Raw genomic sequence first — 18,616 nt, 5'->3', positions numbered from 1 at the left:
GGTGGGCCGGACCCGCGGGCCTGCCTCGCGGGTACGACGGGTCGCCTTCAGCCGTTGACGATCTCGCCGCCGTTCGGGTGCAGCACCTGCCCGGTGAAATAGCTCGAATCGCCGCTCGCGAGAAAGATGTAGGACGGCGCGATCTCGTCCGGCTGGCCCGCGCGCCCGAGCGGCTGCTTCTCGCCGAATTTGCCGACCTCCTCGGCGTCGAACGTCGACGGGATCAGCGGCGTCCAGATCGGGCCCGGCGCGACCGCGTTGACGCGGATCCGCTTCGGCGCGAGCGCCGTCGACAGCGAGCGGGTGAACGAGACGATCGCGCCCTTCGTCGCCGAATAGTCGATCAGGTGCGCGCTGCCGCGATACGCGGTGACGGAGGTGGAATTGACGATGCGCGCGCCCTCCTTCAGGTGCGGCAGCGCATGGCGCGTCAGGTCGAACATCGCGAACAGGTTCGTGCGGAAAGTGCGTTCGAGCTGCTCGCGGGTGACGGCCGAAAAATCGTCCTGGGGGTGCTGCTCGGCGGCGTTGTTCACGAGGATGTCGATCCGGCCGAAGGTCTCCAGCGTGCGCGCGACGACGCTCTTCGTGAAACTCTCGTCGCCGACGTCGCCGGCGAGGAGCAGGCACTTGCGGCCCTGCTTCCCGATCTCCTCGCCCGTGCGCCGCGCGTCGTCGTGCTCTTCAAGATAGACGACGACCACGTCGGCCCCCTCCTTCGCGAAGCCGATCGCGACCGCCCGGCCGATGCCGCTGTCGCCGCCGGTGACGATCGCGACCTCGCCGTCGAGCTTGCCGGTGCCGCGATAGCCGCCCATGAAGTCCTCGGGCTGCGGTCTCATCGGCGCTTCGCGCCCGGGCTGCCTGTCCTGGTGCTGCGGCGGGATCTGCTCGATGTGTTGCGGGTCAGTCATGCTCGGTCTCCTTTTCAGTCGTCCGGGTCGTGCCGGGAGGCACGCGCCGGCGCGGCCTCAGGTCGTCGACCGGGCCTACCCGCCTTCTCCGAGCACGACGCTGCGCAACCAGCCGCGCACTTTCAAGAGATGCGCGTTCTCATTGCGCATCGCGCGGCGGAAGTCCGGCATCAGCGAGTCCTGCCCGGCCTGCTCGGTCAGGGCAATGAGCAGATCCCAGCTGTCGCTGTCGGTGAGTTCCGCGATCAGGATCGCTTCGAGGCCGTGCGCGATCGTCGTCCGCGGGTCGGTCAGGACCTGCATCACGCCCATCGACGCGACCGCCGAGATGTCGGCCGACGGCGTCTGCGCGGTCGGGTCGGCGCCGAGCGAATCGAGCGCCGACGCGACGATGTGCATGTGCTCGTGTTCCTCGTCGCGAATGCGCTGCAGGTCGGCGATCGTGAACGGCAGCGTCTCGAGGCCGCCGAGCGCGTTCGCCTTGTCGATCAGGGCCTGGTAGAGGCGCACGCCGGTGCGCTCGAATGCGAGCCGCTCGCCGAGCTTGTCGACGAGGACTTCAGGGTTGCGGCCGCGCAGGTGGGACAGCACGGTGTTGAACGCGCCGGTGACGGTCCCGGGCATCGGCACGGAGCCGACCCGGTCGGCCTCGGCGACGTACAGCGAGCGCACCGACGCGATCGCCTTGCCGTCGGGCATCCCATCGGGCGTCGGCGCGGCGTGCGGCGACTGCTCGTCAGCATAGATCTGCATGCTGTGCACCGACAGCGGGGACGACTGCGCGCCGGTGCGGTTGAAGCCGAGTTCGGTCGTGTTTTCCATGGACGGAGCCCTGTTCGGTTCGGGTCGGTCGGGTTGCGGCTCACGCCGCGCGGCGGATCGAGCGGTTGAGTTCGGTCCCGGAAGTCCAGTGGTACGCGGCCGCGACCTGCGTCGACGGCGAGCCATCGGCGTTGACGTGGTAGCGGTACGCGAGCGTCGCGTCGCTTTCGCGTTCGCGCGGCACGAAGTCGTAACCGTTTGCGCGCAGATTCACTTCGGCCTCGAAGACGTCGCGGACGAAGTCGCGCTGGCTCTTGAATTCGAGCGGCGCCGGCAGCGCGCCGTCGAGGACTTCGGCCGGATCGCGCCGCTCGTACTTGCGAATGAGGTCGCCGACGACGTGCAGATGCCCGAGCTCGTAGTCGCAGAACTGCTCCCACAGCGCCCGCAGCCGCGGGTTGCTCTCCGACTGCGCGCAGCTGTAATAGCCGTAAACCTCGGTCGCCTCGTGCAGCAGCATCAGTTCGAGGAAGCTCAGGCGCGGATTCAGCAGCGATGCGTATTGGGTGACGTGCTGCTCCTCGATCGACGCGATCTCGGCGTACAACTGGCGCGCGATCGGATCGGCGAAGGTCGGCCCGATCGTCATGTAGTAGTCATGGGTCTGGTACTCGGCCGCGGTGATCAGCGTCGCGAAAAGCTTCGACGCGAGCGGAGCGTTGGCGTCACACGGCCGGCGCACGTCGTCGATCGGCGCGCGGTGCCCGTCGGCCGTCGGGCGGCCGGGCACGATGTCGGTGTGTCCCTGCAGGATGTTGTTCGAATCCTTGCCTTCGAGCCGGTCGAGCAGCGCGGAGTAACGGTAGAGATGGTCGACGTCCTCCAGCAGCCCGAAACGGTACACCTGCGCGAGATAGGCGTCCGGCTCGCGCTGCGCGACTTCGGCGGTCACCTCGACGGCCACCTGCTCGTAAGCGATCGTCGTTTCGAGCGGCGAATGGTCGGCCGACAGGAGCCAGTTCACGGTCGTCGCCTGGTGCTGCTCGGCACGCCGGATCTCGGCCAGCGGGCGCCGCAACTCGCCGTTCATTCGGGCGGCGAGGTGGGACAGCCGCAGCGCGTCGAGTTCCAGGCTGTTCATGAGGATGACGCGCACCCGCGTGAAGGCTTCGTCGTCGAGCTTGCTGATCGGCTTGCCGACGAGGTCCTTCCACGTGAACAACTGCTTTTGGAGCGGCACGCCCCTGTTGCCGAATAGGTCCATCACTGCTGTCCCCGGAGGAAAAATTCGCGTCGAGGACTCGCAAGACCACGTCACGCGACCCTCCCCCCCTTGGCAAGGCAACTCGCGTGCCCAGGGGAGGTTCGTCGCACTGCAACATCGACTGCTGCGCCACAACGCGAGTGGTTGTGGGAAAAATCGCCACGCGACGAAACGCGGTGGGGCGCGAGCAGCCCGCGCGCGACGCCGGCTGCGTCCCGAAACGACGGTAGGAATTACAGCAAGTCGTAAGAAATACTTCGGCCGACGGGTCGTCGCATTCGGGAACCTGCGGCGCCGCGGGATGCGTCGCGGCAATCCGGTTGCTAGAGTGAAACTTCGTCATTGCTTTCGCAGCAGCACCGAAAAAAAACAGTCCCGAACCGGAGACCCTGCCATGAAAGCTCCTCGAACCTCCGCCTGCCTGATCGGCCGTCCTCTCGCGGTTGCACCGCACCGTCCTGTCCCCGCCGGCGGGGGTTCGAGCCCCGGCGCCGACCCGAGTGGCGTCAGACGTCGTCACGCCCGGACGCTGTCCGGCATGCGCGCCCTCGCCGGCGTGTTCATCGCCGGCGCCGCGTCGAGCTGCGCCGCCGAGCCCGGCGTCGCGATCCAGGGCGGCAGATACGAAAGTATCGAAACGATCGGCCTGCAAGTCACCCTCGACGACTGGTTTCGCGCCGAACGCAGCGGCTGGCGCGTCGTCGGCTATCCCGAACTGCAGGTGAACCGGCATGAACAAAGCGGCGACGAGCTCGTGCAGGGCGGCGTGTTCGCGACCTTCCGCGTCGACCCGGCGCACGCGCGGATGCGGCCCTACCTCGAAGCGGGCCTCGGCGCAAACGTGTTCTCGCGCGGCAACATCGGCTCGAAGGACTTCGGCACGCGCTTCCAGTTCGGCGAGCTCATCGGCATCGGCATCGCGTGGGGCGGCAACACCGGCGGCGCGAACGAAACCTGGATCGGCGTGCGCTTCACCCATTACTCGAACGCCGGCATCAAGAAACCGAACCCGGGTCTCGAAGCGCTGCAGTTGGTGATAGGACACCGCTTCTGACCGGATCACCCGTCACGCCCCCTTCGGGCGCACGGCTCGCGCTTACTCGGGCATCGCGACGGGCAGCGCCGGTTGCGCGAACTCGAGCAGTGCCGCGAGCGGCACGCGAGCCCAGTCCGGACGGTTGTCGAGCTCGTAGCGCAGTTCGTAGAGCAGTTTTTCGAGCACGAAGAGCGTCAGGAAGTCGCCCGCGACCGCGCCATCGGCGGGCACCGACCGCAGCCCCGCGGCGGCCGCGCCGTACGCGTTCATGAACGCGCCGACGACACGCTCCTTCCATTCGGCGAGCGCCGCGGCCGCCGCGGCCGCGTGCTCCGGGTGCGCGAGCCCGTGGCGGTTCGCGACCATGCGGGCGGCGTAGTCGAAGGAACGCAGCATCCCGGCGACGTCGCGCAGCGGCGAGTGCTTGGCCCGGCGTTCGTCGATCGGACGCGCCGGCTCGCCTTCGAAATCGACGATCACGACGTCGTTCGGCACGATCAGCACCTGCCCGAGGTGCAGGTCCCCGTGCAGGCGCGTCTTCACGACGCCGCGCGGGTCGAGGTTCAGCGCCTCGATCGCGCCGACGATCGCGTCGCGCCCGGCGAGCGCCAGCCCCGCCTCTTCGCGGAAGTGCGCGTCGAGGCGCGGCTCGTCGGACCGTGCCGCCGCGGCGTCGAGCCTGCTGAACGTCGTGTCGATGTCGGCGATGACGCGCGCGCGCCACCCCGCGACCTCATGTGGCCCCAGCGGCTCCGGCTTGAACGCCGGGTTGTCGCCGCCGTCGGCAAAGGCCGCGTGCATCTCGCCGACGCGCCGGCCGAGCGTCTCCATCTGCGTCAGATAGACGCGATCCATGTTTTCGGCATCGGCGTCGTCGGCGACCGTGGGCTCGATGTCCTGCGGGAACAGGCGGTTGAGGTGGTCGAGCGTGTATTCCCAGCCGTTGCCCTGGTTGTCGACGTACTCCTGCAGCAGCGCCAGCGCCGCCGGCGTGCCATCGGACGCGACGTACTCGATCGCGCCGACCATCGCCGCGACGTGCGACGACTGCCCGCGCGCGGCGAAGAAATAGCCGATCTCGAGTTCCGGGTTGATGCCGTACTGCAGGCGGCGATAGCCCTTGAGGTAGAGCCGCGAGCCGAAGAACACGCCGGTGTTCGTCTGTTCCAGCGACGGCTGGCGCACGTCCTCGTCGAGCGCGTCGGCGAGCCGCTCGTAGCCGGGCGCCGACGAGAAGCGCAGGCTTCCGCTGCCGAGCGGATACGTGCGGTTCTCGCGCATCGCGCGGCCCAGCGCGCGGCAGAACGCGGGGTCGATGAACGCGTCGTAGAGGATGCCCATCCGCGCCTTCTCGCGCACGCGCGCGAGCGCGGCGGCGCCGAAGCGGACGGCCGGATCGTCGCCCGGCCCTTCCCACGCGATTGCGAGCGGCAGGAAATAGGTCTGCGACGCCGGCGGCGCCGCGCTCGTGACATCGGTCAACGGCTGATGCGGGGCGCCGCGCGCAAGGCCGACTTCGAGCAGCGCGAGCAGCCACGTGCCGCCGCCGGCCGCCCATTCCTGCTCGTCGACGACCTCGACACGGGTGATCGTCTCGCCCTTCGCGGCGAACCACCGTCGGCCCTGCAGGTAAGGCAGCAGCACCTCGTTCTGCAACTGGTCGCGGCTGCGGGTTGCGATCGCGCGGCGTACCGCGCTGCCGTCCTGATGGCCGCGGAAGAACGTGCGCCAGCCCTCGGTCAGCACGAGGATCGGCAGTTCCGACTGCGGCAGCCGTTCCTCGTGCCAGTTCGGCGGGGGCGCCGTCGTCGACAGTTCGAACCCGAAGAAGCCGTGCCCGGCGAGCGTCAGCAGGTAGGGCAGCTTGCCGACCGGCGGAAACGACACTTGGCCGACCATCTCGACCGGCACGCGGCCTTCGAAACGCGACAGATCGAGCTCGACTGCCTGCGGCGAGCGCGCGAGGTTAGCGACGCACAGCACGCTCTGGTCGCGATACTCGCGCAGATAAGCGAGCACTTTGCGGTTGCCCGGTTCGAGGAATCGTAGCGTGCCACGGCCGAACGCCTTCGAGCCGTTTCGCATCGTGATCAGCCGCCGCGTGAAGTTCAGCAGCGAATGAGGGTTGCGCGCCTGCGACTCGACGTTGATCGCCTGGAAGCCGTAGACCGGGTCCATGATCAGCGGCAGGTAGAGCTGCTGCGGGTCGGCGCGCGAAAAGCCGGCATTGCGGTCCCAGCTCCATTGCATCGGCGTGCGCACGCCGTCGCGGTCGCCGAGAAACACGTTGTCGCCCATGCCGAGCTCGTCGCCGTAATAGACGATCGGCGAGCCGGGCATCGTCAGGAGCAGGAAGCTCATCAGCTCGATGCGGTCGCGGCTGTTTTCGAGTAAGGGCGCGAGCCGCCGGCGGATGCCGACGTTGATCCGCATCCGCGGGTCCCTTGCGAAGAACTGCCACATGTAGTCGCGCTCGCGGTCGGTGACCATCTCGAGCGTCAGCTCGTCGTGGTTGCGCAGGAAGATCGCCCATTGGCTGTTCTCGGGGATGTCCGGCGTCTGCCGCATGATGTCGACGACCGGGAAGCGGTCTTCCTGCGCGACCGCCATGAAGAGCCGCGGCATCAGCGGGAAGTGGTAGCACATGTGGCATTCGTCGCCGTCGCCGAAGTACTCGCGCACGTCCTCGGGCCACTGGTTCGCTTCGGCGAGCAGCACGCGCCCGCGGTAATGCTGGTCGATCACCTTGCGGATCTCGCGGATCACCTCGTGCGTCTCGGGTAGGTTCTCGTTGTTCGTGCCTTCGCGCTCGCGCAGGTAGGGGATCGCGTCGAGCCGGAAGCCGTCGACGCCCATGTCGAGCCAGAAGCGCATCGTGCGCAGCACCGCGCGCAGCACGCGCGGGTTCTCGAAGTTCAGGTCCGGCTGGTGACTGAAGAAGCGGTGCCAGAAATACGCGCCCGCGACCGGGTCCCACGTCCAGTTCGACGTCTCGGTGTCGGTGAAGATGATGCGCGTGCCGCTGTAGCGCGTGGGGTCGTCGCTCCAGACGTAGTAGTCGCGCTTGACGGAACCGGGCGGCGCGCGCCGCGCGGCCTGGAACCACGCGTGCTGGTCCGACGTGTGGTTCACGACGAGCTCGGTGATCACCCGCAAGCCGCGCCGGTGCGCCTCGCGGACGAAATGCCGGAAGTCGGCGCGCGTGCCGTAAGCCGGCAACACACCGTGGTAGTCGGCGACGTCGTAGCCGTCGTCCTTCAGCGGCGACGGGTAGAACGGCAAGAGCCAGATCGTGTTGACGCCGAGGTCGCGGATGTAGTCGAGCTTGCGCGTCAGCCCGTTGAAATCGCCGATACCGTCGTCGTTGCCGTCGAAGAACGCCTTGACGTGGAGCTCGTAGACCACTGCGTCCTTGTACCAGAGCCCGTCGTCGGTCTCCTTGTCCGGCGCGGCGGAAGCGGGAAGGAGGTCCATGGTCGGCAGCCTCAGAGGAAGTAGTCGAAATCGCGCTCGGAGCGCACCCGGCGGCGCACGCGAAAGATGTGCGCCGGCATGCGCTGCGGGTCGAGCATCACGTAGTTGCGCGGTGCGCTCCACAGGTAGCGCGCATCCGACAGCAGGTCGTGCATCTGGAAGCTCGTGCCGGGCTCGACGCCGAGCGCGTCGAGGTCGAGTTCGAGCCACCCCGAATGCGGGTTGTGCGGGTCGAGGTTCACGACGACGACGATCTGGTTGTCGAGCGACGGCGTCGTCTTCGTGTAGGCGATCAGGTTGTCGTTGTCGATCGGCAGGAAGCGCAGCGAAACGTTGTCGTGCAGCGCGGGGTTGTCGCGGCGCAGGCGGTTCACGCGCCCGATCAGCCGCGCGAGGCTGTCGGCGCGGCCGTGGTCCCAGTGGCGCAGCTGGTACTTCTCGGAGTCGAGGTATTCCTCGCTGCCGGGCTCGCGCGGCACGTATTCCATGAGCTCGAACGCCGGCCCATAGATGCCGTAGGTCGCCGCGAGCGTCGCCGCGAGCACGAGCCGCGCGACGAACGCCGGCCGGCCGCCGACCTGCAGGTATTCCGGCAGGATGTCGGGGGTGTTCGGCCAGACGTTTGGGCGGAAATAGTCCGCGCCGGGGCCGTGCGCGAGCTCCATGAAATACTCGGTCAGCTCGTGGCGCGTGTTGCGCCACGTGAAGTAGGTGTAGGACTGCGTGTAGCCGAGCTTCGCGAGCCGGTGCATCACGCGCGGCCGCGTGAAGGCTTCGGCGAGGAAGATCACGTCGGGGTGGTCGCGGCGGATGTCGGCGATCACCCATTCCCAGAACGGAAACGCCTTCGTGTGCGGGTTATCGACGCGGAACACGCGCACGCCCTCGCCGATCCAGTGGCGGAAGATGCCGGCGAGCGCCGCCCACATCCCCTGCCAGTCGCTGGTCTCGAAGTCGAACGGGTAGATGTCCTGATACTTCTTCGGCGGGTTCTCGGCGTACTGCACGGTGCCGTCGGGCCGCCGCCGGAACCACTCGGGGTGCTCCTCGACCCACGGATGGTCCGGCGCGCACTGCAGCGCGATGTCGAGCGCGATCTCGAGGTGGGCGTCCTTCGCGCGCGCGATCAGTTCGCGCAGGTCGTCGGCGTCGCCGAGCAGCGGATGGATCGCCAGATGGCCGCCCTCGGCCGCCCCGATCGCCCATGGGCTGCCGACGTCATCGGGCCCGGCGACGAGCGCGTTGTTCGGCCCCTTGCGGCGCTCGCGCCCGACCGGGTGGATCGGCGGCAGGTACAGCACGTCGAAACCCATCGCGGCGATTTCGGGCAGGCGGTCGATGACGTTGCGGAACGTGCCGTGCGCGCCCTGCACCGGTCCGACCGAACGCGGGAACAGCTCGTACCATGCGCCGAAGCGCGCGAGCGGCCGGTCGACGTCAAGCGGCAGCGCGGCGTGGCTCGTCGCGAAGCGGCGATCGGGGCGGCGCGCCGCGATCTCGCCCAGTTCGGCGTCGAGCCCGTGGGCCTTCAGCGTCTCGGGGTCCGCGTCGGCTTGCGCCGCGTCGGCGCGCAGACGCTGCGCCCACGCGACGAGCGCCTCGCGGTCGCCGCCGTCGGTGCGCGCGGCGGCTTCGTCGATCAGCGTCGCGCCGACGAGCGCGGCGATGCGGATGTCCTCGGGGTCGACGCGCCGCGCGAGATCGCGCCGCCACGACTGGAAGTTGTCGACCCACGCGCTGACCGTGTACCACCAGCGGCCGATTTCGCCGACTTTGAACTGGCCCCGCCAGCGGTCGTTGCCGAGCGGCACCATCGCCGCCGCGTGCCAGCTCTCCACGCCGTCGCGCCGCCAGCAGACCACCGCGACGACCGCGTCATGGCCGTCGGCAAAGCAATCCGCTTCGACGACGACCTCGTCGCCGATCACGCGCTTGGCGGCGAACCGGCCGCCGTCGACCTGCGGCATCACCGATTCGATGACCGCGCGCACGCGTCCTTCGGCGGGCCGCTCAGAGGCCTGCATCGCCGTCTTCCGGAACCAGGAACAGCACGCCGAGCGGCGGCAACGTCAGCGTCAGCGAATGGAAATGGCCGTGCGCCGACACCGGCGTCGCCTCGACGACGCCGAGGTTGCCGGCGCCGCTGCCGCCGTAGACCGTCGCGTCGCTGTTGAGCACTTCGTGCCACGCACCGGGCCGCGGCACGCCGAGGATGTAGTTCGCGCGCAGCACCGGCGTGAAATTGCAGACGACGAGCAACGTCCGGCCGTCACGCGACTTGCGCAGGAAGGACAGCACGCTGTCGTCGCTGTCGTCGGCGTCGACCCACTGGAAGCCGCCGCCCTCGAAGTCGAGTTCGTGCAGCGCCGGCTCGTTGCGGTAGAAGCGGTTCAGGTCGGCAACCCAGCGCCGCAGCCCGTCATGTTCCGGCTGCATCGTCACCCACCATTCGAGCTCACCTTCGTGCGTCCATTCGCGCCGCTGGCCGAACTCCCCGCCCATGAACAGCAGCTTTTTGCCCGGATGCGCCCACATGTAGCCGAACAGGCTGCGCATACCGGCGAACTGCACCCAGCTGTCGCCCGGCATCTTGCCGATCAGCGAGCCCTTGCCGTACACCACTTCGTCGTGCGACAGCGGCAGCACGAAGTTCTCGTGGAACGCGTAGACCAGCGAGAACGTGATGCGTCCGTGGTGGTGCCTGCGGTACAGCGGATCGTGGCGCAGGTAGTCGAGCGTGTCGTGCATCCAGCCCATGTTCCACTTCATGCCGAAGCCGAGCCCGCCGAGCCAGGTCGGGCGCGACACCATCGGCCACGCCGTCGACTCCTCGGCGATCGTCTGCACGTCGGGATGGTCGCGGTACACCGCCTCGTTCAACCGGCGCAGGAACGCGACCGCTTCGAGGTTCTCGCGACCGCCGTGCGGGTTCGGGATCCATTCGCCGTGCTTGCGGCCGTAGTCGAGGTACAGCATCGACGCGACCGCATCGACACGCAGGCCGTCGACGTGGTAGCGGTCGAGCCAGAACAGCGCCGACGACAGCAGGAACGCGCACACCTCGTGCCGGCCGTAATTGAAGATGCACGAGTGCCATTCCGGGTGGTAACCCTGGCGCGGGTCGGCGTGCTCGTAGAGATAGGTGCCGTCGAACTCGGCGAGGCCGTGCGCGTCGCTCGGAAAATGCGACGGCACCCAGTCGAGGATCACGCCGATGCCGGCTAGGTGGAGCGTGTCGACGAGGAACATGAAGTCCTCGGGCGTGCCGTAGCGCGACGTCGGCGCGAAGTAGCCGGTCGTCTGGTAACCCCACGAGCCGTAGAACGGGTGCTCCGTCACCGGCATGAATTCGACGTGCGTGAAGCCGCACTCGGCGACGTACTGCGCGAGCAGCGGCGCGATCTCGCGGTAACCGGGCAGCCTGCCGTCCGGCCGGCGCCACGACCCGAGATGCACTTCGTAGATGCTCGTCGGCGCGTCGAGCGCGTTCGCCCGCGCGCGCCGCTCCATCCACTCGCCATCGTTCCAGCGATATTCCATCCGCCATGCGCGCGATCCGGTCGACGGCGGCAGCTCGGCGAAATACGCGAACGGGTCGGCCTTGTCGATCACCGAGCCGTCGTTGCGCACGACGCGGTATTTGTAGATGTCGCCGTGCGCGGCGCCTTCGACGTCGCCTTCCCAGATGCCGGAGTGGTCGTCGCGCGGCTGCAGCGCGTTGGCATCGCCGCGCCATGAATTGAACTCGCCGATCACCGCCACGGCCCGCGCGTTCGGCGCCCACACGGCAAAATGCGCGCCGTCGGCGTCGAGCCGGCAGCCGAGCTTGTCGTACAGCCGCCCGTGCGAACCTTCGCGGAACAAGTAGATGTCGTGTTCGGTCAGCGGACTGCGCGTCCCGATCTTGGTGTTAGGCATCGTCCCGCACACCTCGCCGGCTCAACTCGGACGGACCGCCGCGCCGCGGTCGGCAGGCCGGATGTGAAAGGTCGCGAGCTGCGCCTGCATCGCCTTCAACGCGCGGCGCTCTTCCTCGATCTCCACCGCGCTGGGTGCGCCGATTGACATGCGCCGCGGCGTGCTGCGGCACGCGGTGCACCGTCGATGACAACATGACTGGCCCTCCATCCGGTTTCCGTCGCGGTCGTCCGCCGCAGGTCTGCGCCCAGCAATCGGCATACCTCCCGAAAAGCGGACATGCGCGTGCCGACGACGGTGACGCGGGCAATGAGGACGCCACCCGCCCGCCGCCGCGCGGCGTTACAGCGATTCGAGCCAGTGCAGGCTGAAGAGCCCCTGCGGATCGCTCCACACCGCGGCCGGCACGAAGCCGGCGCGCATCGCGAGCGCGCGAAAGCCGTCGACGGTGTACTTGTACGAATCTTCGGTGTGCAGCGCTTCGCCTGCGGCGAAAACGAATTTCTCGCCCGCCGCGCGGACATGCTGGTGCTCGAGGCTCACGAGATGCATTTCGATGCGCTGCGCGAGCGGGTGATAGAACGCGTAATGCGCGAAGCGGTCGAGGTCGAAATCCGCGTCGAGCTCGCGGTTCGCACGGCCGAGCAGGTTGCGGTTGAACGCCGCGGTGACGCCCGCGCTGTCGTTGTAGGCCGCATGCAGCACGGCCGGGTCCTTGACGAGATCGACGCCGACGAGCAGCCCGCCGCCCTTCAACAGGCGCATCGCCATCACCAGAAAGCGGACCGCTTCGTCGGGCGCGAAATTGCCGATCGTCGACCCCGGAAAGAAACCCACGCGCCGGCGCGCGCCGGCCCCCATCGCCGGCAGCCGGAACGGACGCGTGTAGTCCGCGACGACCGGTCGGACCGCGAGGCCCAGGTAATCCGAGGCGAGCCGGCCGGCGGCGGCACGGACGTGCGGCCCCGAGATGTCGATCGGCACGTAGACGCGCGGCCGGGCCAGCGCGTCGAGCAGCAGCCGGACCTTGACGCCCGAGCCCGCGCCGAACTCCACCAATTCAGCGTCGTCGCCAATGTGGCGTGCGATCTCGTCGGCATGACGTTCGAGCAGGCCGAGTTCGGTGCGCGTCGGGTAGTACTCCGGCAGGTCGCAGATGCGCTCGAACAGCGCGGACCCTTCGGCGTCGTACAGGAACTTGCACGGCACGCGCTTCGGCACGGTCCGCAGGCCGTCGACGACGGCGCGCGCGAACTCCGCAACCCCGGGCTCGAAGGGCGGCTCGCTCGACGCGACCGACAGGATGCTTTCGGGATCGAGATTCAAGGGGCGTCCTCCTCCAGGCGGGGTTCTTCGACCAGCGGGGCGAGTGCCTCGCTGAGGGCGTCTTCGACGGTGTCGAGCCACACGAAGCGCAGCTTTCGCTTGGCGTCCTCCGGAATTTCCTCCAGCGCCCGCCGGTTGCGCGCGGGCAGCATCACCGTCGTGATTCCCGCCTGCAGCGCCGCGAGCACTTTCTCGCGAATCCCTCCGACCGGCAGCACCAGCCCGCGCAGGCTGATTTCGCCGGTCATCGCGCGATCCGCCCGCACCGGTGTGTCCCGCACGAGCGACACGAGCGCGACGAACATCGCGACGCCGGCGCTCGGACCATCCTTCGGGATCGAACCGGCCGGGACGTGGACATGGACGTCGCTCCTGTCGAAGTTCTCGCACCGCGCCGGAACCTTCGCGGCCTCGGCCTTCACCAGCGTCAGCGCCGCCTGCGCGCTTTCCTTCATCACGTCGCCGAGCTGCCCGGTGAGGATCAGCTTGCCGCTCCCCGCTGTCATGCTCGCTTCGATGAACAGGATGTCGCCGCCGGTCGGCGTCCACGCGAGGCCGGTCGCGACCCCGGGCAGGTCGTTGCGCATCGCGATGTCGCTCTCGTACGCGATCGGCCCGAGGATCGCCTCGAGGTCGCCCGCGCCGATCTCGACGCGCGTCGCGCTGCCTTCGGCGACCTGCATTGCCGCGTGACGGAAGACCCGCCCGATCTCGCGCTCGAGGTTGCGCACGCCGGCTTCGCGCGTATAGCCGTGGATCAGCGCCTTCACGGTCCCCTCGCGAAGCGCGCATTGCGCCTCGGACAACCCGTTCGCAGCGAGTTCGCGCGGCACGAGGAAACGACTGGCGATCCGGTCCTTTTCGTCCTCAGTGTAGCCGGGCAACTGGATGACCTCCACCCGATCACGCAGCGCCGCCGGCACGCTGTCGATGAGGTTCACGGTCGCGAGAAACATCACTTCGGACAGGTCGAACGGCACGCCGAGATAGTTGTCGGTGAAATTCGCGTTCTGCTCGGGGTCGAGCACTTCGAGCAGCGCCGCGGCCGGATCGCCCTGGATGCCGCTGCCGAGCTTGTCGAGCTCGTCGAGCATCAGCACGCAGTTGCGCGCGCCGGCCTTGTGAATCGCCCGGATGATGTTCCCCGGCAGCGCCCCGACGTAGGTCCTGCGGTGGCCGCGGATCTCCGCCTCGCCGTGCACACCGCCCAGGCTGACGCGCGCGAACTTGCGCCCGGTCGCGCGCGCAATGCTCTGCCCCAGCGACGTCTTGCCGACGCCCGGCGGGCCGGCGAAACACAGGATCGGGCTCTTGCCGGAAGGCTTGAGCTTGCGTACCGCGAGATATTCGAGGATGCGCCGCTTCACCTTGTCGAGGCCGCAGTGGTCCTCGTCGAGAATCCGCCTCGCCTCGGCGATGTCGATCCGGTCCTGGGTCCGGACCGACCACGGCAGCTCGGTGAGCCATTCGACGTAAGTGCGCAGCATCGAATAGTCCGCCGCCGCTTCGCTCATCCGCGCGAGCCGGCGCAGCTCCTTGCGCGCGTGACGCTCGACATCCTCGGACATCCGCGCTTGCGTGATCGCGGTTTCAAGCGCCGTGAGGCCATCGTCATCGTCCGCCTCGCCGAGTTCGTTCCGGATCGTCTTCAGCTGCTCGCGCAGCAGCAGCTCGCGCTGCTGGTCGTCGATGCGGTCGCGGGTCTGGCGGTTCAGGTCCTCCGACAGCCGCACCACCTCGACGCGTCGCGCCAAAGCGTCGACGACCTTGTCGAGCCGCGGCTCGAGCTCGATCGTCGCGAGGATGTCCTGTTTTTCCCGCAGATCCAGATCCATCAGCGCCGCGACGAAGTCCGCGAGCAAGGACGGCGACGCCATCGTCTCGACGACGGACGCGATCTCGGCGGGCGTTTGCGGAAGCAGTTCGAGGATCTCGCCGGCTAGCGCCTTCAGCCGTGCGACCCGCGCGTCGATCGCCGGCGAGGTGACGTCCGGCTCGACGAGCCACTCGACCCGCGCCGCGTAGAACGGGTAGCCGTCGAGCAATTCGAGCAGCCGGAAGCGCTGCCGGCCCTCGCAGACGACGTGGTGCGCGCCGTCGGGCGTGGTCAAGTAGCGCACGACGGCAGCCACGGTGCCGACCGGTTCGAGGTCGGACAGCGACGGGACCTCGCACTTCTCGTCGCGTTGCAGCAGCACGCCGACGAGGCGCTCGGAGCGGACGGCAACCTGTGCGCCGAGCACGGAGAAATGACGCCGCACGACGATCGGCGTGACGAGCCCCGGAAAGAGCACGAGGTCCCGGACGGGCAGGAGGATGAGCGCGTCTTCGGGAAGGTCCGTTTCAAGGGAGAGCGCGTCGAAATGCGCCTTCAGATCCTGCTGCTCGGCGGGCCCGTTACCGGTTTCCGCCCGCTTCGGCGCCTCGCCTCCGGAACGCCGCGGCGCAGCGATCCGGACGACGCTCCGCGCCGAGATGATGCCGAAATGCTTCTCAACCGCCCGTTCGGAAGCCATATCCTCGCACCGGCAATCCAGCTATCGATAAACGGGCGACTAAGCCTTGTCCGGCCGGGAGCGAGGGACCCGCCTTCGCTCCCGGCCGGCGTCGGAAGGTCAATCCGCCCCTCACATGCGACCGCTGCCGCGATACAGCGACTCGTGGTCCCGCTGATAGGCGGAGTCGTTGAAGTCCGGCCATTTGTTGTCGTCGAAGCCGTACTTCATCTCGAGCTTCTCGCGCGACACGGCGAGCAGCGCCTTGTCCTTGCCCTCGGCCGAGAAGGTCAGCGAGGACGGGGACACCGGCAGCAGCTTGTCGTCCGGACTCCACGCCTTGTCGAAGTCGATCACGATGAACGGCACGCGTCCGTCGCCGAGGCTGACGATGACGTCCTCGATCTCGCCGACGTTGCGTTTTTCGTTGTCCTCGACGTCCATGCCGATCAGCTTCGACGCGCGTATCAGGCTCGGCTGCGTCCCGGCCTTTGCCCCGCGATCGACACCGAAATACTTGTCGACGCCCCGGCGGTACGAGTCGGTGCCCCAGTCGGGCCAGTTGTTCCCTTCGAAACCGGGCGCCTTCTCGAGCCGCGCCCGGTCGACGTCGAGCACCAGCTCGTCCTTGTCGGCGGCACGTCGCAACATCTCGACCGGATAGGCAAACAGCTTGTCGCCGATGCCCGCGATGCCGCCGAACGAAAGGATCGCGTAGTGCGCCGTCTGGCTCTTCGTATCGACGATCAGGTCTTCGATCTTGCCGAGCTTCTCCTTTTGCGGGTTGTGGACTTCGGTGCCGATCAGCTTGCTCGCGCGCGCGAAGTAACGCGCTTGCGCGGCAGCCGTTTTGCCGGACGTCGCGGCCGGGGCCTTGCCCGATTCGCCGGTCGGGGTGCTCGCGGCGTGCGCGACAAAGCCCGGCAAGCCGACGACGGACACCGCGATCGCGGCAAGCAGTTTGCGTTTGGTCTTGATATTCATGGCGATCTCCTGTTGCTGCGGGTACGACGGATTCGTCCCCCTTGCCCCGCTGTCAGCAAATGAAAGACCCGCCCCCGGTGCTCCGACGCATCCGCCGCGGCTGCGCGGGGATGAAACGGATACAAGAGCGTTGTAAGAAACGCGCATACGACCGTCATTGCCGCCTTGCTGCCCCGCCCCGCGATGGCGGCGTTCCCGGTCCCGCGTTTGCTGCGATCCGGGCCGTACCCCTTGCCGGTGACGCCGATGGAAAAACCCTTGCTCCCGACCCTGCAGTCCAAAAGCATCGCGATTTTCCGCGCGCTGCAACTGGGCGACATGCTGTGCGCGACCCCCGCCCTGCGCGCGTTGCGCGCCGCCTGTCCCCACGCCCGGATCACGCTGATCGGCCTGCCCTGGGCGAAAGTTCTTGTCGCGCGGTATCCGCGCTATCTCGACGACTTCATCGCCTTCCCGGGCTTTCCGGGGATGCCGGAACAGGCCGCGGACACGGCGGCGTTTCCCGCATTCCTCGCGGACGTCCGCGCGCGCAGCTTCGATCTCGCGATCCAGATGCACGGCGACGGGCGCATCACGAACGGCCTCGTGCGGGAGTTCGGCGTCCGCTGCACGGCCGGGTTCGGGATCGCGCCGGTCAGCGGCCTGCCCGGCTTCCTGCCCTATCCGGAGCACGGCGCCGAAATCCGTCGCCTGCTCGCGCTGACGGACTTCCTCGGCGCACCGGCACAGGGCGATCACCTCGAATTTCCGCTGAACCCGTCCGACGAAGCCGAACTGCTCGACAGCGGCGTCGCCACGGGGCTCGCCCCCGGGCGATACATCTGCCTGCACGCCGGCGCCCGCTCCGAAGCCCGGCGCTGGCCGCCGGAGCACTTCGCCGCGGTCGGCGACCGGCTGTACGAAGCGCACGGGCTGCCGCTGGTGCTCACCGGGTCGCAGTTCGAAACCGGGCTGACCGCGGCGGTGAGGAAGGCGATGCGCGCCCCCGCGGTCGACGCGGCGGCGCCGATTTCGGCCGGCGCGCTCGCCGCGCTGCTGCGCGGTGCGCGGCTCCTCGTCTGCAACGACACCGGCGTCGCGCACATCGCGGCCGCACTGCATCTGCCGTCGGTGATCGTTTTCCGCGCATCCGACATCTCGCGCTGGGCCCCGCTCGACCGCACTCTGCACCGGCCCGTGTGGGCGCCCGGGGACCGCGGGCTCAGCGAAGTATTGCGGGAAGCTCGGACGCTGCTGAAGCGCTCTCCTCCTGGTTCCACAGATCGAGCGCGAGTTCGGTCACCTCTTCCGTGCTGACGTCCTCGACGAAGGACGGGTCGTGCTCGCAGCGCGACCGCAGGTTGTCGCGCCCGCACACCGGGCACGCGCGCATCAGCGACGCGGCGCAGCGGTTGCGATGCGACGTCAGCGGGCCGGAGATCAGCAGGTTGACGAACCAGAAGATGCCGACGGCCGGCGTGCCGAGCGCCTGCGCAAGTTGCAGCGGGCCGCTGTCGCTCGCGATGACGAGGCGTGCGCGCTGAAGCAGCGCCGCGAGGCCGTCGAGCGACAGCAACCCGCCCGAGTCGATCGCCGGTTCGCGCATTGCGGCGACGATCGCCGCGGTGAGTTCGAGTTCGTCCGGACCGCCGCCCTGCACGACGACGCGGGCCCCCTTACGGGCGAACACGTCGGCGACGGCGGCGAACTTCTCGACCGGCCAGCGCCGGCGCGGGTCGCTCGCGCCCGGGCTCAGCACGACGATCGGCCGGTCGCCCGGCAGCCGTAGCTTCGCGGCGAGTTCGTCGCGGTCGCGCGGCAGAACCGGGAGCAGCGGCTGCAGGTCGGCAGTGCGCGCGCCGATCAGGCCGACCGCTTCGAGCAGGCGCAGTCGCTCGTTGTGCCACGGCACGTAAGGGAGCCAGCGGTCGAGCGGTTCGGCGTCGGCCGAGCGCACGCCGACCGTCATCCGCGCGCCGATCCGGCGGATGAAGGGATTCGAGTGGCGTCCGCCGCCGTAGAATTGGCACGCGATATCGAACCGGCGCTCACGCAGCGCCGCACACGCGGCCTCGATCAGCTCGTCGTCGACGGCGATGTCGGGAGGCGCGCCGACGCCTGGCACCGGCGGCAGCACGACGACCTCGTCGACGAGCGGGGTGCGCCGGTCGAGAAACGCCTTGTGCCACGCGCGCCCGAGATAGACGATGCGCGTGGCCGGATAGGTTTCGCGCAGCGCCGCGAGCGCCGGCAGCGCGAACACGAAATCCCCGATCTGGTTCGGTCGCAGCACCGCGATCGATGCGACGTCCGAAACCGGTTCGCGCACGCCGCTGCCGGTACGCCCGGTCACGTCGCCGCACCTCCGCGCAGCAGCGCGAACGGCGCGTCGACGTCGCGGTGCGGGATCGTCGTCGACAGCTCCTGGTGGTACGCGCCCGACGGGATCACGCCACAGCCGCCG

The 18,616-nt window shown here is 68.7% G+C and carries 13 protein-coding genes; 2 read left to right on the top strand and 11 right to left on the bottom strand.

Annotation, left to right across the window (positions count from 1 at the left end):
• Positions 1-47: 47 nt before the first annotated feature.
• The 3 genes from V6M37_RS16420 to V6M37_RS16410 form a co-directional block, all read right to left on the bottom strand.
• Positions 48-914: an SDR family oxidoreductase gene (locus V6M37_RS16420; protein ID WP_332675120.1), complete on the bottom strand. Its 867-nt coding sequence runs from the start codon at positions 912-914 to the stop codon at positions 48-50.
• A gap of 75 nt (positions 915-989) precedes the next feature.
• Positions 990-1,736 carry a ferritin-like domain-containing protein gene (locus V6M37_RS16415; RefSeq protein WP_332675118.1) on the bottom strand — a complete coding sequence of 249 codons (747 nt, stop codon included), beginning with the start codon at positions 1,734-1,736 and terminating at the stop codon, positions 990-992.
• 40 nt (positions 1,737-1,776) lie between these two features.
• Positions 1,777-2,940 (bottom strand): hypothetical protein, encoded by a 1,164-nt coding sequence (locus V6M37_RS16410; RefSeq protein ID WP_332675393.1) that lies wholly within the window; start codon positions 2,938-2,940, stop codon positions 1,777-1,779.
• Positions 2,941-3,478: 538 nt separating this feature from the next.
• On the opposite strand from V6M37_RS16410, the gene V6M37_RS16405 reads away from it, so the two are divergent.
• Positions 3,479-3,994: an acyloxyacyl hydrolase gene (locus tag V6M37_RS16405; RefSeq protein ID WP_332675116.1), complete on the top strand. Its 516-nt coding sequence runs from the start codon at positions 3,479-3,481 to the stop codon at positions 3,992-3,994.
• 42 nt (positions 3,995-4,036) lie between these two features.
• Here the strand turns inward: V6M37_RS16405 and treS are convergent, their stop codons facing one another.
• The 7 genes from treS to V6M37_RS16370 form a co-directional block, all read right to left on the bottom strand.
• Positions 4,037-7,450 (bottom strand): maltose alpha-D-glucosyltransferase, encoded by a 3,414-nt coding sequence (gene treS / locus V6M37_RS16400; RefSeq protein WP_332675115.1) that lies wholly within the window; start codon positions 7,448-7,450, stop codon positions 4,037-4,039.
• 11 nt (positions 7,451-7,461) lie between these two features.
• Positions 7,462-9,474: an alpha-1,4-glucan--maltose-1-phosphate maltosyltransferase gene (locus tag V6M37_RS16395; protein ID WP_332675113.1), complete on the bottom strand. Its 2,013-nt coding sequence runs from the start codon at positions 9,472-9,474 to the stop codon at positions 7,462-7,464.
• Positions 9,461-11,368, bottom strand: coding sequence for a 1,4-alpha-glucan branching protein GlgB (gene glgB / locus V6M37_RS16390; RefSeq protein WP_332675111.1), 1,908 nt, complete (start codon positions 11,366-11,368; stop codon positions 9,461-9,463). The genes V6M37_RS16395 and glgB overlap by 14 nt, the downstream gene beginning before the upstream one ends.
• A gap of 21 nt (positions 11,369-11,389) precedes the next feature.
• On the bottom strand, positions 11,390-11,518 hold the full coding sequence (locus tag V6M37_RS16385; protein WP_332675110.1) for a hypothetical protein: 129 nt from the start codon (positions 11,516-11,518) through the stop codon (positions 11,390-11,392).
• Positions 11,519-11,710: 192 nt separating this feature from the next.
• Positions 11,711-12,694, bottom strand: a complete 984-nt coding sequence (gene egtD / locus V6M37_RS16380; protein WP_332675108.1) for an L-histidine N(alpha)-methyltransferase — start codon at positions 12,692-12,694, stop codon at positions 11,711-11,713.
• Positions 12,691-15,210, bottom strand: coding sequence for an endopeptidase La (gene lon, locus V6M37_RS16375; RefSeq protein ID WP_332675107.1), 2,520 nt, complete (start codon positions 15,208-15,210; stop codon positions 12,691-12,693). The genes egtD and lon overlap by 4 nt, the downstream gene beginning before the upstream one ends.
• Before the next feature lie 111 nt (positions 15,211-15,321).
• The gene (locus V6M37_RS16370) at positions 15,322-16,173 is read right to left on the bottom strand and encodes a PRC-barrel domain-containing protein (protein WP_332675105.1); all 852 of its coding nucleotides are present in this window, start codon (positions 16,171-16,173) and stop codon (positions 15,322-15,324) included.
• Positions 16,174-16,419: 246 nt separating this feature from the next.
• Here V6M37_RS16370 and V6M37_RS16365 point away from each other — a divergent pair, with 246 nt between their 5' ends.
• Positions 16,420-17,469 (top strand): glycosyltransferase family 9 protein, encoded by a 1,050-nt coding sequence (locus tag V6M37_RS16365; protein ID WP_332675103.1) that lies wholly within the window; start codon positions 16,420-16,422, stop codon positions 17,467-17,469.
• On the opposite strand, the gene V6M37_RS16360 is transcribed toward V6M37_RS16365, so the two are convergent.
• Positions 17,375-18,505, bottom strand: a complete 1,131-nt coding sequence (locus V6M37_RS16360) for a glycosyltransferase family 9 protein (RefSeq protein ID WP_332675101.1) — start codon at positions 18,503-18,505, stop codon at positions 17,375-17,377. The two genes, V6M37_RS16365 and V6M37_RS16360, sit on opposite strands and share 95 nt — an antisense overlap.
• Positions 18,506-18,616 lie beyond the last annotated feature (111 nt).

Source organism: Aromatoleum sp., assembly GCF_036675785.1.
In the GTDB taxonomy this organism is placed as follows: domain Bacteria; phylum Pseudomonadota; class Gammaproteobacteria; order Burkholderiales; family Rhodocyclaceae; genus Aromatoleum.
Note: the sequence above shows the minus strand (reverse complement) of the source record. Positions and strands in the feature narration are given on the sequence as shown.